The organism is Bacillus cereus group sp. BfR-BA-01492 (genome assembly GCF_022662815.1).
Taxonomy (GTDB): domain Bacteria; phylum Bacillota; class Bacilli; order Bacillales; family Bacillaceae_G; genus Bacillus_A; species Bacillus_A cereus_BD.
The window spans coordinates 84023-98711 of the sequence record NZ_JAKUEH010000001.1 but is presented as its reverse complement, the minus strand read 5'-3'; the positions used below and the strand labels follow the sequence as shown (position 1 = coordinate 98711).

Sequence of the window (14689 nt, the reverse complement as noted above, 5' to 3'; positions counted from 1 at the left end):
AAAAGTGTTATCATAAAAATCAGAAAGATGAGGGATGACAATGAGCCAGTTGTTAACGATGAGTGAATTATCGAAACAAGAGATTTCAGAAATCCTAAAAGATGCAGAAGATTTTGCGAATGGGGAAGAAAGAAAAGCGACAGAGCAAACATTTGTAGCAAACTTGTTTTTTGAGAATAGTACGAGAACAAGATTTAGCTTCGAGGTTGCTGAGAAGAGATTGGGATTAGAAGTATTAAACTTCTCAGCAGATTCTTCTAGCGTACAAAAAGGAGAAACGCTATACGATACGATAAGAACACTAGAATCAATTGGAGCCAAAGCAGTAGTCATCCGCCATCAGCAAGACCGCTACTTCGATGAGCTAAAAGACAAAGTAAATATCCCGATTTTAAATGCAGGTGATGGATGTGGAAATCATCCGACGCAATGTTTGTTAGATCTTCTAACAATTAAACAAGAGTTTGGGAGATTTGAAGGATTAAAGATTGCGATTGTAGGAGACATTCGTCACAGCCGAGTGGCACGCTCGAATGCAGAAGCATTAACGAAATTAGGTGCAACAATTTACTTTGCTAGCCCAGAAGAGTGGAAAGATGAAACAAATACATTCGGAACATATAGAAGCTTAGATGAACTTATTCCAGAAATTGATGTGATGATGTTACTTCGTGTGCAGCATGAGCGTCATGATCATTATGAAACAGACATCATGAGAGAGTATCATGAAAACCACGGATTAACAATTGAACGAGAAAAACGTATGAAAGAAGGAAGCATTATTATGCACCCGGCTCCAGTAAATCGTGATGTAGAAATTGCAAGTGAACTTGTTGAGTGTGAGCGTTCTCGCATATTCAAACAGATGGAAAATGGAGTTTACGTAAGAATGGCTGTTTTAAAACGCGCATTACCAAATGTATTAGGAGGAATGAAACATGAATTATTTGTTTAAAAATGGACGTTACTTAAATGAAGATGGAAAAATCGTAGCAACAGATCTTCTTGTACAAGATGGTAAAATTGCAAAAATAGCAGAAAATATTTCAGCTGAAAATGCGGAAGTAATCGATGTAAATGGAAAATTAATCGCACCTGGATTAGTAGATGTACACGTTCATCTTCGCGAACCAGGTGGTGAACATAAAGAAACAATTGAAACTGGTACACTTGCAGCAGCAAAAGGGGGCTTTACAACAATTTGTGCGATGCCAAATACACGCCCAGTACCAGATAGTAAAGAGCATATGGAAGACTTGCAAAAACGAATTAAAGAAAAAGCACATGTAAATGTACTGCCATATGGTGCAATTACAGTGCGTCAAGCAGGTTCTGAAATGACGGACTTTGAAACGTTAAAAGAACTTGGAGCATTCGCATTTACTGATGATGGAGTAGGCGTACAAGATGCAAGTATGATGTTAGCGGCTATGAAGCGTGCAGCTAAATTAAATATGGCAGTTGTTGCCCATTGCGAAGAAAATACGCTTATTAATAAAGGTTGTGTACATGAAGGGAAATTTTCCGAGAAACATGGATTAAACGGTATCCCATCAGTATGTGAATCTGTACATATTGCCAGGGACATTTTACTAGCGGAAGCAGCAGATTGTCACTATCACGTTTGTCACGTAAGTACAAAAGGGTCAGTACGAGTAATTCGTGATGCAAAACGTGCAGGCATTAAAGTAACAGCGGAAGTAACGCCACACCACTTAGTGCTATGTGAAGATGATATCCCATCTGTTGATCCAAACTTTAAAATGAACCCACCACTTCGAGGAAGAGAAGATCAAGAAGCACTCATTGAAGGTTTATTAGATGGAACAATCGACATCATTGCAACGGATCATGCACCGCATACAGCAGAAGAAAAAGCACAAGGCATTGAAAGAGCACCATTTGGAATTACTGGTTTTGAAACAGCGTTCCCATTACTATATACAAACCTTGTGAAAAAAGGAATTATCACATTAGAACAGCTTATTCAATTCTTAACAGAAAAGCCAGCAGATACATTTGGTTTAGAAACAGGGCGCCTAAAAGAAGGAAGAGCAGCTGATATTACCATTATTGATTTAGAACAAGAAGAAAAAATTGACCCAACAACATTCTTATCAAAAGGAAAAAATACGCCATTTGCAGGCTGGAAGTGTCAAGGATGGCCAGTTATGACATTAGTTGGTGGGAAGATCGCATGGCAAAAGGAGAGTGCATTAGTATGAAAAGACAGCTTATCTTAGAAGATGGAACAGTATTAATTGGAAAAGGCTTCGGCGGAGAAATTGAAAAATCAGGTGAAGTTGTATTTACAACTGGTATGACAGGATACCAAGAAACTTTATCTGATCCATCATACTGCGGTCAAATCGTAACATTTACGTATCCATTGATCGGAAACTATGGTATTAACCGTGATGATTTTGAATCGATTCAACCATCTGTACACGGTTTAATTGTAAATGAAATTTGCGATCATCCATCGAACTTCCGTAATGAAATTTCGTTAGATGAGTATTTAAAAGAGCGAAATATTCCAGGATTATCAGGAATTGATACGAGAAAATTAACAAGAAAAATTCGTCAATATGGAACAATGCGCGGACGTCTTTGTAATATGGATGTCGATGTAGATTACATTGTCAGTCAATTAAAAGCTACAGTATTTACCGATCATGTAAAGCGTGTGTCAACAAAAGATCCATATCCAAGCCCAGGTCGTGGCTACCGCGTTGTCCTTGTTGATTTCGGAATGAAGCACGGTATTTTACGCGAATTAAATAAGCGTGATTGCGATGTTATTGTTGTTCCTTACGATACATCGGCAGAAGAAATTTTACGCTTAAGCCCAGATGGAATTATGTTAAGTAACGGACCAGGGGATCCAAAAGATGTACCAGAAGCGATTGAAATGTTAAAAGGAATTATTGGAAAAGTACCTTTATTCGGTATTTGCCTTGGGCATCAACTATTTGCCTTAGCATCAGGTGCAAATACAGTGAAATTAAAATTTGGTCACCGTGGATTAAACCATCCAGTAAAACATCTTGAAACTGGAAAAGTAGCTATCACTTCTCAAAACCATGGGTATGCAGTAGAAGAGGAATCTGTAAAAGGAACAGACCTTGAGATTACACACGTTGCTTTAAATGATGGAACAGTAGAAGGACTTCGTCATAAGAAGTTCCCGGCATTTACAGTGCAATATCATCCAGAAGCATCAGCAGGGCCAGAAGATGCAAATGACTTATTTGAAGATTTCTTAACAATGATTGCAAACTTTAAGAAAGAAGGGGAAGAGTTATGCCAAAACGCCTAGACATTAACACAATTTTAGTAATCGGATCAGGACCAATTGTAATTGGGCAAGCAGCGGAGTTTGATTACTCTGGAACGCAAGCTTGTCAATCTTTAAAAGAGGAAGGTTACAAAGTAATCCTTGTTAACTCGAACCCAGCAACAATTATGACAGACACTGCAACAGCAGATAAAGTATATATTGAACCATTAACATTAGAATTTGTAAGCCGCATTATTCGTAAAGAGCGTCCAGATGCAATTTTGCCGACACTTGGCGGACAAACAGGATTAAATATGGCTGTTGAACTTGCAAAATCAGGCGTGCTTGAAGAGTGTGGAGTTGAAATTTTAGGAACGAAATTATCAGCAATTGAGCAAGCGGAAGATCGCGATTTATTCCGTACATTAATGCAAGAATTAAACGAACCAACACCACCAAGTGAAATTATTCATACACTTGATGAAGCATATGAATTTGTAAAAGAAATTGGTTATCCAGTCATTGTTCGTCCTGCATTTACGCTAGGCGGAACAGGCGGCGGGATTTGCCACAATGAAGAAGAGTTAATCGAAATTGTAACAAGTGGTTTGAAACATAGCCCAGTAACACAATGTTTATTAGAAAAAAGCATCGCTGGCTTTAAAGAAATCGAATATGAAGTAATGCGTGATGCAAATGACAATGCCATCGTAGTATGTAACATGGAAAACATCGATCCAGTTGGCGTGCACACAGGGGATTCTATTGTTGTAGCACCGAGTCAAACATTAAGTGATCGCGAATATCAGATGTTGCGTAATACGTCATTAAGAATTATTCGTGCATTAGGAATTGAAGGGGGATGTAACGTTCAGCTTGCGCTAGATCCATATAGCTTCCAATACTATGTAATCGAAGTAAATCCACGTGTAAGTCGTTCATCTGCTTTAGCATCAAAAGCGACGGGATACCCAATTGCGAAATTAGCAGCAAAAATTGCAGTCGGTTTAACATTAGATGAAATTGTAAACCCGGTAACACAAAAAACGTATGCTTGCTTCGAGCCAGCGTTAGACTATGTTGTTTCGAAAATTCCACGCTGGCCTTTCGATAAGTTTGAATCAGCAAATAGAACGCTTGGAACACAAATGAAAGCAACGGGTGAAGTTATGTCAATCGGACGTAACTTAGAAGAATCATTATTAAAAGCGGTTCGCTCTCTAGAACTTGGTATTTATCATCTAGAGCTAGATCACTTAAAAGAGCTTGATAAAGAAACAATGAAGAAACGTATTATAAAAGCAGATGATGAGCGTCTATTTGTTGTAGCAGAAGCAATTCGCCAAGGTGTAACGAAAGAAGAGATTCATGAATGGTGTGAAATGGACTTCTTCTTCTTACAAAAAATCGAAAACATCGTAAATATGGAGCGAAAAGTAAAAGCAAACGTTGGAGACATGGAAGTATTACGAGAAGCAAAAGAAATGGGCTTTAGTGATCATTACATTGCGGCTGCTTGGAATAAAACAGAATGTGAAATTTACGCTACGCGTAAAGAAAATGGCATGATGCCAGTATTTAAAATGGTAGATACTTGTGCGGCAGAATTCGAATCTGCAACGCCTTACTACTACAGCACATATGGTGACGAAAACGAATCAATCGTTACAGAGCGCAAAAGTGTAATGGTACTAGGTTCTGGTCCGATCCGCATCGGTCAAGGGGTTGAATTTGACTATGCGACAGTTCATTCTGTATGGGCAATTAAAGAAGCTGGCTACGAAGCAATTATTGTGAATAATAACCCAGAAACAGTTTCAACAGACTTCAGTATTTCTGACAAATTGTACTTTGAACCATTAACAATTGAAGATGTTATGCACATCATTGATTTAGAGAAGCCAGAAGGTGTTATTGTACAATTCGGTGGACAGACAGCAATTAACTTAGCGGCAAAATTAGCAGAGCGCGGCGTGAAAATTTTAGGAACATCTCTTGAAGATTTAGATCGTGCTGAAGATCGTGATAAGTTCGAAGCAGCATTAACAGAGCTTGGTATTCCGCAACCGGTTGGTAAAACAGCAACAACAGTAGAACAAGCGGTAGCAATTGCTGAAGAAATTGGCTATCCAGTACTCGTAAGACCATCTTACGTACTTGGCGGACGTGCAATGGAAATTGTGTATCGTCAAGAAGAACTGCTTCACTATATGAAAAATGCAGTAAAAGTACATGCGGATCACCCAGTATTAATTGACCGCTACATGGTTGGGAAAGAAATTGAAGTAGATGCAATTTCTGACGGTGAAAATGTATACATTCCAGGTATTATGGAACATATTGAACGCGCTGGGGTTCACTCTGGTGATTCAATCGGAGTATATCCTCCACAAAGCCTATCAGCGAAAGTGAAGGAGCAAATTATTGAAAATACAATTGCACTTGGAAGAGGATTAAATATTGTTGGATTACTAAATATCCAATTTGTAGTCTTCAAAGATGAAGTGTATGTCATTGAAGTAAACCCACGTGCAAGCCGTACAGTACCGTTCTTAAGTAAGATTACAGGTGTTCCAATGGCAAACATCGCAACGAAAGTCATTTTAGGTAAAAATCTTGTAGAACAAGGTTATGAAACTGGTTATCACCCAGAAAATAACGAAGTATATGTAAAAGCGCCAGTATTCTCGTTTGCAAAACTGCGCTCTGTTGATACAACATTAGGACCTGAAATGAAGTCGACAGGGGAAGTAATGGGGAAAGACTTAACACTTGAAAAAGCATTATATAAAGGATTAGTTGCTGCGGGAATCAGCATTCCAACACATGGATCTGCCATTATTACAGTTGCGGATAAAGATAAAGAAGAAGCGATTGAAATCGCAAGACGCTTCCATGAAATTGGCTATAACTTATTAGCAACAGCAGGAACAGCAAAATCGTTAACAGAGCAAAATATTCCAGTGCAAGTTGTAAATAAAATTGACTCTGAAGATTACAACTTACTTGATATTATTCGTCAAGGAAAAGCACAGTTTGTTATCAACACATTAACAAAAGGAAAACAACCAGCGCGTGATGGTTTCCGCATTCGTCGTGAATCTGTGGAAAATGGTGTAGCTTGTTTAACATCACTTGATACAACAAGAGCGATTTTACGAGTACTAGAATCTATGACGTTCTCAGCTCACGCAATGAAAGAAATCGCGCCAACAAAGCGTCACGAGGTGGTACATGCATGATGCAAAAGCAAAATATGATTGTCGTTAACCAAACAGAAATTGCAAAAAACATTTATGAATTAGTGCTTCAAGGTGATCTTGTACAGCAAATGAACGAACCAGGGCAGTTCGTACACATTAAGGTAGCAGAGGGGATTACTCCCCTTCTGCGCCGCCCAATTAGTATTTGTAATGTCGATCAAGAAAAAAACGAATTTACAATGCTATATCGTGCGGAAGGACAAGGAACAAAAACATTAGCAAAAAGAAAACAAGGTGAATTAGTAGACGTATTAGGACCGCTAGGACATGGGTTTCCAGTAGAAGAAGCGGAAGCTGGACAAACGGCTTTATTAGTAGGAGGCGGAATTGGTGTACCACCACTTTATGAGCTATCGCAACGCCTTGTTGCAAAAGGTGTACGTGTCATTCACATCTTAGGATTTCAAACGAAAGACGTTGTTTTCTATGAAGAGAAGTTTGCAGAACTTGGTGATACATATGTTGCAACCGTTGATGGTACACATGGTACAAAAGGGTTTGTAACAGATGTAATAGATAACTATGGAATTGACTTTGATATTTTATACTCATGTGGACCTTTAGCGATGCTACGTGCATTAGAAGGGCGTTATAAAGAGAAAAAAGCCTACATTTCACTAGAAGAACGTATGGGATGTGGGATTGGAGCATGTTTCGCATGTGTATGCCACTTACAAGAAGATTCAAGTGGACATTCTTATAAGAAAGTGTGCAGCGATGGACCTGTATTTCCAATCGGGGAGGTTGTACTATGAACAGATTGCAAGTTGAATTGCCAGGATTATCATTAAAAAATCCAATCATCCCAGCATCTGGTTGCTTCGGGTTTGGCCGTGAATATGCTCAGTTTTATGATTTAAGTGTACTGGGCTCAATCATGATTAAAGCAACGACAGAACAACCACGCTACGGAAATCCGACGCCTCGTGTGGCGGAAACACCAGGTGGTATGTTAAATGCAATCGGACTTCAAAATCCAGGGCTAGAAAAGGTAATGAACTCTGAATTACCATGGTTAGAACAATTTGATCTCCCAATTATAGCGAATGTTGCAGGTTCACAAATTGAAGATTATGTAGCAGTAGCAACGGAAATTTCAAAAGCACCGAATGTTCATGCGCTAGAATTAAATATTTCTTGTCCAAACGTAAAAACGGGAGGTATCGCTTTTGGTACAAATCCTGAAATTGCTGCTGATTTAACGAAGCGAGTAAAAGAGGTTTCTGAAGTGCCGGTATATGTGAAATTGTCACCGAACGTGACAAACATTGTGGAGATTGCGAAGGCAATTGAAAATGCAGGTGCGGACGGATTAACGATGATTAATACATTGCTTGGTATGCGTCTAGATTTAAAAACAGCAAAACCAATTTTAGCAAACCGTACAGGTGGACTATCAGGTCCTGCAATTAAACCGGTGGCGATTCGTATGGTACATGAAGTAAGCCAAGCGGTTAACATTCCGATTATTGGAATGGGTGGCATTGAGTCGGCAGAAGATGTTATTGAATTCTTCTATGCTGGTGCAAGTGCAGTGGCAGTTGGTACAGCAAATTTTGTTGATCCACTCGTATGCCCAACCATTATTGAAGAATTACCATCGTTATTAGATGAATTAGGATTTGATTACATTTCGGAATGTCAAGGAAGGAGCTGGAAGTAAGTATGTCACAGTCGCTAATTGTTGCGTTAGATTTTCCAGGAAAAAAAGAGGTAGAACAATTTTTACAACACTTTGAAGGGGAAGAGTTATTTGTCAAAGTTGGTATGGAGTTGTTTTATAAAGAAGGCCCAGCAATTATTACGTACTTAAAAGAAAAAGGGCATAACATCTTTCTAGATTTAAAACTTCATGATATTCCAAATACAGTAAAAAGCGCTATGCGTAGCCTAGCTAGTCTAGATGTTGATATGGTAAATGTTCATGCTGCTGGGGGAAGTAGTATGATGAAAGCTGCGATTGAGGGATTAGAGGAAGGTAAGCAAGAAGGAAAAAAGAGACCGATTTGTATTGCAGTTACACAACTAACAAGCACTTCGGAAGCTATGATGAAAAAAGAGATTGGCATTGAGAAAACGTTAGAAGAAGCGGTTGCTCATTATGCAAAATTAACGAAAGAAAGTGGACTTGATGGCGTTGTTTGTTCAACACTTGAAGTTCCCAAATTACGTGAAGTATGCGGAAATGAATTTGTAACAGTAACACCGGGGATTCGTCTTGCAAGTGATGATGTGAATGACCAAGTGCGCGTAGCAACACCGAAACGTGCGAGGGAACTTGGCTCAAGCTACATCGTAGTGGGACGTAGTATTGCAAAAGCAGAAAATCCGCTTGAAGCGTATCAAACAGTAAAACAACAGTGGGAAGGTGTAACAGTATGAAAAAAGAAATCGCATCGCATTTATTAGAAATTGGAGCAGTATTTTTACAACCGAATGATCCGTTCACTTGGTCTTCTGGTATGAAATCACCAATTTATTGTGATAACCGTTTAACTTTATCATATCCAAAAGTACGTCAAGCGATTGCAGCTGGATTAGAAGAGTTAATTAAAGAGCACTTTGGGGCTGTAGAAGTTATTGCAGGAACAGCAACTGCTGGTATTGCGCACGCTGCATGGGTAAGCGATCGTATGGATTTACCAATGTGCTACGTACGTAGTAAAGCAAAAGGCCACGGTAAAGGGAATCAAATCGAAGGAAAAGCTGAAAAAGGTCAAAAAGTAGTAGTAGTAGAAGACTTAATTTCAACTGGCGGTAGTGCGATTACATGTGTAGAAGCACTTCGCGAAGCTGGCTGTGAAGTATTAGGAATCGTATCAATTTTCACATACGAGCTTGAAGCAGGAAAAGAAAAACTAGCGGCAGCTAATGTAGCATCATATTCTTTAAGCGACTATAGCACATTAACTAAAGTAGCGGAAGAAAAAGGTATGATTGGACAAGCTGAAACGAAAAAACTACAAGAATGGAGCAAAAATCCAGCTGACGAGGCTTGGATTACAGCGTAACATAAAAACGACTGCGGGGGAACGCAGTCGTTTTTTATATCATCGTTAAAACTTCATGTAAAGAAGATATAGTAGGAACATCGCACTTGAGTTGCGAGGTATCCCGATTTAACCACATATCTTGCATTCCAGCTTATACTACTAATTGCATCAGTTTCTAATCAATTACCAATATAATAGAAATCTTTCATTTTGAGGTTCGATTGTAATACAGTTCTTTGAAAAATTTCAGGGTCTGGTTTCGATATACCAATTCTCTCAGTGGTATCATAATCAAGTAAAGTCCTATCAATATCAAAGAAAATCCTATTACAATCGCCTTATTAATGACTACTTAGCACTTTCCACAATTTCATATCCTCTTACAAACAAGAGAGTCATATAAGAAACAATAAATGAGAAGATGCTGTACATGCCAACCCAAAAGAAAAAATTTGGAGTGAAGGCGATAACCCCTATTATTAAAAAGCTAGCAAACGTTACAATTGGCATTACGTAATACGTTTTCGTTCTACGTGTTCCAATAACAGAAACGATAAAGATAAGTAATGGACAAATTAATAAGACGAAAATCAATTCATTCATAGTTATGTCCCCTTTTCTAATTGCAGTAATCTGTTTTTCGTAAACGTTTTGAAATAAATACTCTCTTAATATAATTTCGCTAACATATAAATAATCCCTTTTGAAAGTCAGTAATTCATGATGAACTTTACAATAAAAAACGTAAGCAAGAGAATACTTGCTTACGTTATAGAATAAACATCGCGACGATCGTGGTGACAAGTAAGCCAATCACAACTGGTAAAAAGTTTCGGCGTGCAAGTTCAAACGGATCGACTTTACAAATCGCAGCGGCAGGAATAAGCGCCCAAGGAATTAAGGCACCGCCCCCAGTCCATATGGCAGCGATTTGTCCAAGTGCTGTTAATGTAGCTGTTCCATGACCAAGTGCTGTTCCGAAAAGATTTGCGATTGAACCAGCAAGTGATATACCTGAAAAGCCAGACCCATCTAATCCTGTTATAACACCAACGATAGTTAATGTTCCGGCCGATACATATTGATTTAAAGGAACCGTTTGAGATAAGGCGATTCCTAAGTCATTAATGATTCCGTGTGAACCTTTCGGTAAATAGTCTCCAATAATTTTTATAAATCCGCTATCTCCTAAATAAAAAAGTGCAGCAATTGGAATAATAGGGCCAAAGATTTTAAATCCAAATTGTAGCCCTTCTATAAAATAATCGGTCGTTTTATTCAGTCCATTTCCTTTGTAAGCGATGAGGGAAATGATGATAATCATAATAACAGTCGTCCCGCCAATAAGCGCTGTTGCGTCGCTTCCTTGTAGTTTAAATTGAATCATACAAAGAATATCTATGGCATATACGATCGGAATGCAAATAGCGAGCCATTTTTTTGTCCGAGGAGATAATGAAGTGAGTGTTTTTGAAGAATCGGTTGACTGGATAGATTCTTGTATGGGGGAGCCTGTATGAAATTCTTTTCGTAAGAAGAAAAAAGCAACAGAAGTTGTAACAATGCCCATAACGATAACGAGGGGGACACTGGCAGAAACGACGCTGGAAACAGGAAGACCAGCAGCGTCTGCGGTTAATTTTGGTGCGCCTTGAATAACGAAGTCACCTGATAAGGCGATGCCGTGTCCGAATAAGTTCATAGCGATCGCAACTCCAATTGGCGGAAGTCCAACGCGAACAGCGACTGGTAATAAAATGGCTCCCATTAAGGCGACAGCTGGAGAAGGCCAAAAGAAGAAAGAAATTGTCATCATTAAAAGACCGATAATCCAGTAAGCGAGTGTAGGTGTACGAATCATCTTTGTAAATGGTGAAATCATCGTATCATTTATGCCGGTATGAACGAGTAAATTGCTCATTGATACAATAATGGAAATGATTAATATAGTTGGTAATAGTTCGGTAATGGCGTAAATGAAACTTTGAAATATGCTGCTAACGGCAAGAGGGATAGAACTTGTTGCGGTTAATGCTAGTAAAAAAATAAAAATGATACAAATGATTGTCGTATCTTTCCGGAGAATAAAGAAGGTAATAATGGTTAGCAAACAAAGAACATAGAGAGCATGTAAAAGCGTTAATTCAACTCCCATAACATTCACATCCTTAGACATTCGTGTGGTTCATTGTATGAAAGCAGTGAAAGTATGTGAGTAAAGGAAATAGAAAAAAAGTGAAATTTCATGTATTGTAATGGTGAGATTTAAAAATGGAATTTAAGGAGTGTTTATGCGTAAAAAATTGGTTTTTGGAGATTCATCGTCTCTTGTATTCTAGTCATCATTTTAAATCTATTTACAAACAATGAATGGATCAGTATCATACCTGTTTTCGGGTTTGTGCTTATACTGTTATACCGTTTGAATGATATGAAACAACATAGCAAGAAAAGTATTGGAATTATGATAGGTATCATTGTTGTTTGTTCATTTTTCAAGGGTGGTTACTTTTTGTAAAATGGTTATATTTAATATTGATTTTGATAATGTTAGCGGTAGTTTTTTAGAAAGTAAATGAAAAAATTTTTGCGAATGAATAGAAGAAAATGCCACCGAATAAAGGTGGCATTTTCTTATTTTACTGCATGAGCTTTTTGTATCTTTTTAATTAAACGAATCTGTCCACGATGATTGATTTCATCTTCAAAAACGTGAAACCATTTAAAGTAGTTGTTTGCTGGTTTATCATGCCAAAAGCTTGTCTTTTTAAATAACCATTCTTCAGGTAATGATTGAAAAGTTTCAATTGTTTTAGAGCGTACTTCTAGTAATGTATTGATGTAAAATTCTATGGAGTTTCCTTTTATTTTTTCTCGTCCAAGATCCCCTAACTCAACACCAGGTAACCAACGTTCTAATTCAGCATCTGTCGGTTCACGATCCTCAAAGGTATGAATTTGGTAGTAAAATTCAATAGCAGCCATGTGACATAATAGCATGCCAATTGAATTTGCTTCTTCATCATATAAATAATCAAGTTCTTCAATTGTTAAACCTTCCACCGCTTGCATCGTTGTGTAACGGGCGTAATTCATCATGGAAACAAGTTTTGAAAATTCAATCTGTAAACCATCTATCTTATCGATTACAAAGTTCAATTAAACTTCCCCCTCTTTAAACGAATACCCTAGAGAAGGAATTCTATGTGCAGAGAAAAAATCCTGTTGAAAAATTCATACTATTAACAAGGAATAACAATTAGCTCTTTATTTGATGCTGTAATCACTTCATAAACATCTTTTGTAATGACGATATCGTCTTCCATTCTACAACTACCTCAGTTTGGTATATACATACCTGGTTACTGTAACAACCATACCTTTTTGTATATTTAAGCTTTTAATTTCATTACAGTATCAGCATCAGGCGTTACATACAGTGTTTGTTGATGATCATATGTAACAAAACCAAGCTTTGCACCACTTGGTTTTTTGACGTGGCGAATTTTCGTGAAATCTACGGGAACTGAACTAGAATTTTTCGCTTTACTGTAATACGCTGCAATTTTCGCAGCTTCTAGTAATGTTTCTTCCGACGGTTCTAAAGAGCGGATGACCACGTGAGAACCTGGTATATCTTTCGTATGTAACCAAATTTCATCACGACGCGCAAATTTCGTAGTCAAATAGTCATTTTGTTTATTGTTTTTGCCAACTAAAATTTCGGTTCCATCACTTGCAACATATTTATCTAATAATGGTTTTGTCGACTTTTTCTTTACATGTTTCGCTTTGCGGTTACGAAGGTATCCTTCTTCAGCTAGTTCTTCACGAATTTCTTCGATATCTTTTGACGAGGCGGCGTCCATTTGTTGAAGTAAGCTGTCAAAATAGAGAATTTCTTCCTTTGTTTTTTCAATTTGTTCTTTGACAATTGCTACAGAGTTTTTTGCTTTTTGATACTTTTGAAAATAACGCTGTGCATTTTCTGAAGGTGTTTTAAATGGATCTAATGTAATTGTTACCGTTCCGCCATTTTCATCATAATAATTTACAACTTCCACTTCTTTGTCACCTTTTTTTATTGCGTATATGTTCGCTGTTAACAACTCTCCAAACAATTGATATTTATCCGCTTTTCCGGCATCTTGTAATGTTCTTTTTAGTTTTATTAATTTCTTTTCATTTTTCGCTTTTTCATTATGCATAAATCGTTCTAAATCATGAGCTTGTTGTTTGACGCGATCTCGTTCTGCTTTACCGAAGAAGAATCGATCTAATAATTCACTAACGGATGAGAAAGTTTTTTCAGCTCCTTGCAAATGAGAAAGTGGAAATAGATAAAAGAACTCTTTTCCGTTTGCAGTAATCATTGTTGGTATATATTGATGTTCTTTTAATGGCTTTTGTAAGCTGAAGAAAGCTTCGGATACTGCTTTTTCATTTACCATACCCGCTTTTTTGACCACTTCTTTTGCAAACAGCGGAGAAATTCCCATGAAAGCTCCGACGAGTTGTTTATCCATATTTCCAGATAGGAAGTCTAGCGGCCGAATCAATTCATCTTTTGTTTCAATGTACAGTGGATTAATTTTATGTTGTGCTGGTGGTGCAACGTATTCAGTCCCAGCATATACAGTGCGATGACGATTTACTGCTAAAGAAACGTGTTTCAAACTATCTAAAATAATATTTGTTTTTTCGTCTACCAAAATGATGTTACTATGGCGCCCCATTATTTCAATAACTAATGTTTTTAAAGATTCATCGCCAATTTCATTGCGACTGCGGACAGTAATTTGAATGATTCGTTCTAAATCGATTTGCTCGATTTTTTCAATAAATCCCCCCTCTAAATGTTTGCGAAGTAACATGCAAAACATAGGTGGTAATGCTGGTGAATCATAACTTTGTGTTGTGATATGCATACGAGCATATGTCGGATGAGCAGAAAGAATCAATTTTTGATTTTTTCCATGCGCGCGAATATGTAATAAAATTTCATATTTTGAAGGTTGATATATTTTTGAAATTCTCCCCGTTTGCAGAGAATTTGAAATCTCATGCGTAATCGCTCTTGTAAATAATCCATCGAATGCCATGATGAACACTCCTTTCTAACTAAATGTTAATTATAGCATTTTTTTGGACGA

Annotated in this window: 12 protein-coding genes and 3 pseudogenes; 9 read left to right on the top strand and 6 right to left on the bottom strand. The window is 37.6% G+C overall.

Annotation, left to right across the window (positions count from 1 at the left end; translation table 11 throughout):
- Nucleotides 1-40: 40 nt before the first annotated feature.
- From MR063_RS00490 to pyrE, 8 genes are read left to right on the top strand one after another with little or no spacing between them, the layout of a single operon-like run.
- A complete protein-coding gene (locus MR063_RS00490; RefSeq protein ID WP_242192740.1) occupies nt 41-955 on the top strand; it encodes an aspartate carbamoyltransferase catalytic subunit in 915 nt (304 codons plus the stop codon).
- A complete protein-coding gene (gene pyrC / locus MR063_RS00485) occupies nt 939-2225 on the top strand; it encodes a dihydroorotase (RefSeq protein ID WP_242192738.1) in 1287 nt (428 codons plus the stop codon). Before MR063_RS00490 ends, pyrC begins: the two co-directional genes overlap by 17 nt.
- A complete protein-coding gene (locus MR063_RS00480; RefSeq protein WP_242192734.1) occupies nt 2222-3319 on the top strand; it encodes a carbamoyl phosphate synthase small subunit in 1098 nt (365 codons plus the stop codon). Before pyrC ends, MR063_RS00480 begins: the two co-directional genes overlap by 4 nt.
- Nucleotides 3304-6522, top strand: coding sequence for a carbamoyl-phosphate synthase large subunit (carB, locus tag MR063_RS00475; RefSeq protein WP_242192728.1), 3219 nt, complete (start codon nt 3304-3306; stop codon nt 6520-6522). The genes MR063_RS00480 and carB overlap by 16 nt, the downstream gene beginning before the upstream one ends.
- Nucleotides 6519-7298, top strand: coding sequence for a dihydroorotate oxidase B electron transfer subunit (pyrK, locus tag MR063_RS00470; protein WP_242192726.1), 780 nt, complete (start codon nt 6519-6521; stop codon nt 7296-7298). Before carB ends, pyrK begins: the two co-directional genes overlap by 4 nt.
- Entirely contained in the window at nt 7295-8206 is a 912-nt protein-coding gene (gene pyrD / locus MR063_RS00465; protein ID WP_242192724.1) for a dihydroorotate oxidase B catalytic subunit, read from the top strand. Before pyrK ends, pyrD begins: the two co-directional genes overlap by 4 nt.
- 2 nt (nt 8207-8208) lie before the next feature.
- Nucleotides 8209-8925: an orotidine-5'-phosphate decarboxylase gene (gene pyrF / locus MR063_RS00460; protein WP_242192722.1), complete on the top strand. Its 717-nt coding sequence runs from the start codon at nt 8209-8211 to the stop codon at nt 8923-8925.
- Entirely contained in the window at nt 8922-9554 is a 633-nt protein-coding gene (gene pyrE, locus MR063_RS00455; protein WP_242192720.1) for an orotate phosphoribosyltransferase, read from the top strand. The genes pyrF and pyrE overlap by 4 nt, the downstream gene beginning before the upstream one ends.
- A 34-nt stretch (nt 9555-9588) precedes the next feature.
- Here pyrE and MR063_RS00450 read toward each other — a convergent pair.
- The 3 genes and pseudogenes from MR063_RS00450 to MR063_RS00440 form a co-directional block, all read right to left on the bottom strand.
- A pseudogene (locus MR063_RS00450) lies at nt 9589-9820 on the bottom strand (HAD family hydrolase); the annotation flags it as partial.
- Between the two features lie 64 nt (nt 9821-9884).
- Nucleotides 9885-10139: a YbeF family protein gene (locus tag MR063_RS00445; RefSeq protein ID WP_242144501.1), complete on the bottom strand. Its 255-nt coding sequence runs from the start codon at nt 10137-10139 to the stop codon at nt 9885-9887.
- A 166-nt stretch (nt 10140-10305) separates the two neighbouring features.
- Nucleotides 10306-11691 (bottom strand): hypothetical protein, encoded by a 1386-nt coding sequence (locus MR063_RS00440; RefSeq protein WP_242144502.1) that lies wholly within the window; start codon nt 11689-11691, stop codon nt 10306-10308.
- Nucleotides 11692-11838: 147 nt separating this feature from the next.
- Here MR063_RS00440 and MR063_RS00435 point away from each other — a divergent pair.
- Nucleotides 11839-12039 (top strand): annotated as a pseudogene (locus tag MR063_RS00435) (YoqO family protein); the annotation flags it as partial.
- Between the two features lie 131 nt (nt 12040-12170).
- Here MR063_RS00435 and MR063_RS00430 read toward each other — a convergent pair.
- The 3 genes and pseudogenes from MR063_RS00430 to MR063_RS00420 form a co-directional block, all read right to left on the bottom strand.
- Nucleotides 12171-12695 carry a DinB family protein gene (locus MR063_RS00430; RefSeq protein ID WP_242192717.1) on the bottom strand — a complete coding sequence of 175 codons (525 nt, stop codon included), beginning with the start codon at nt 12693-12695 and terminating at the stop codon, nt 12171-12173.
- 83 nt (nt 12696-12778) lie between these two features.
- A pseudogene (locus tag MR063_RS00425) lies at nt 12779-12926 on the bottom strand (M24 family metallopeptidase); the annotation flags it as partial.
- 2 nt (nt 12927-12928) lie between these two features.
- Nucleotides 12929-14638, bottom strand: coding sequence for an Rqc2 family fibronectin-binding protein (locus MR063_RS00420; protein WP_242192716.1), 1710 nt, complete (start codon nt 14636-14638; stop codon nt 12929-12931).
- Nucleotides 14639-14689 lie beyond the last annotated feature (51 nt).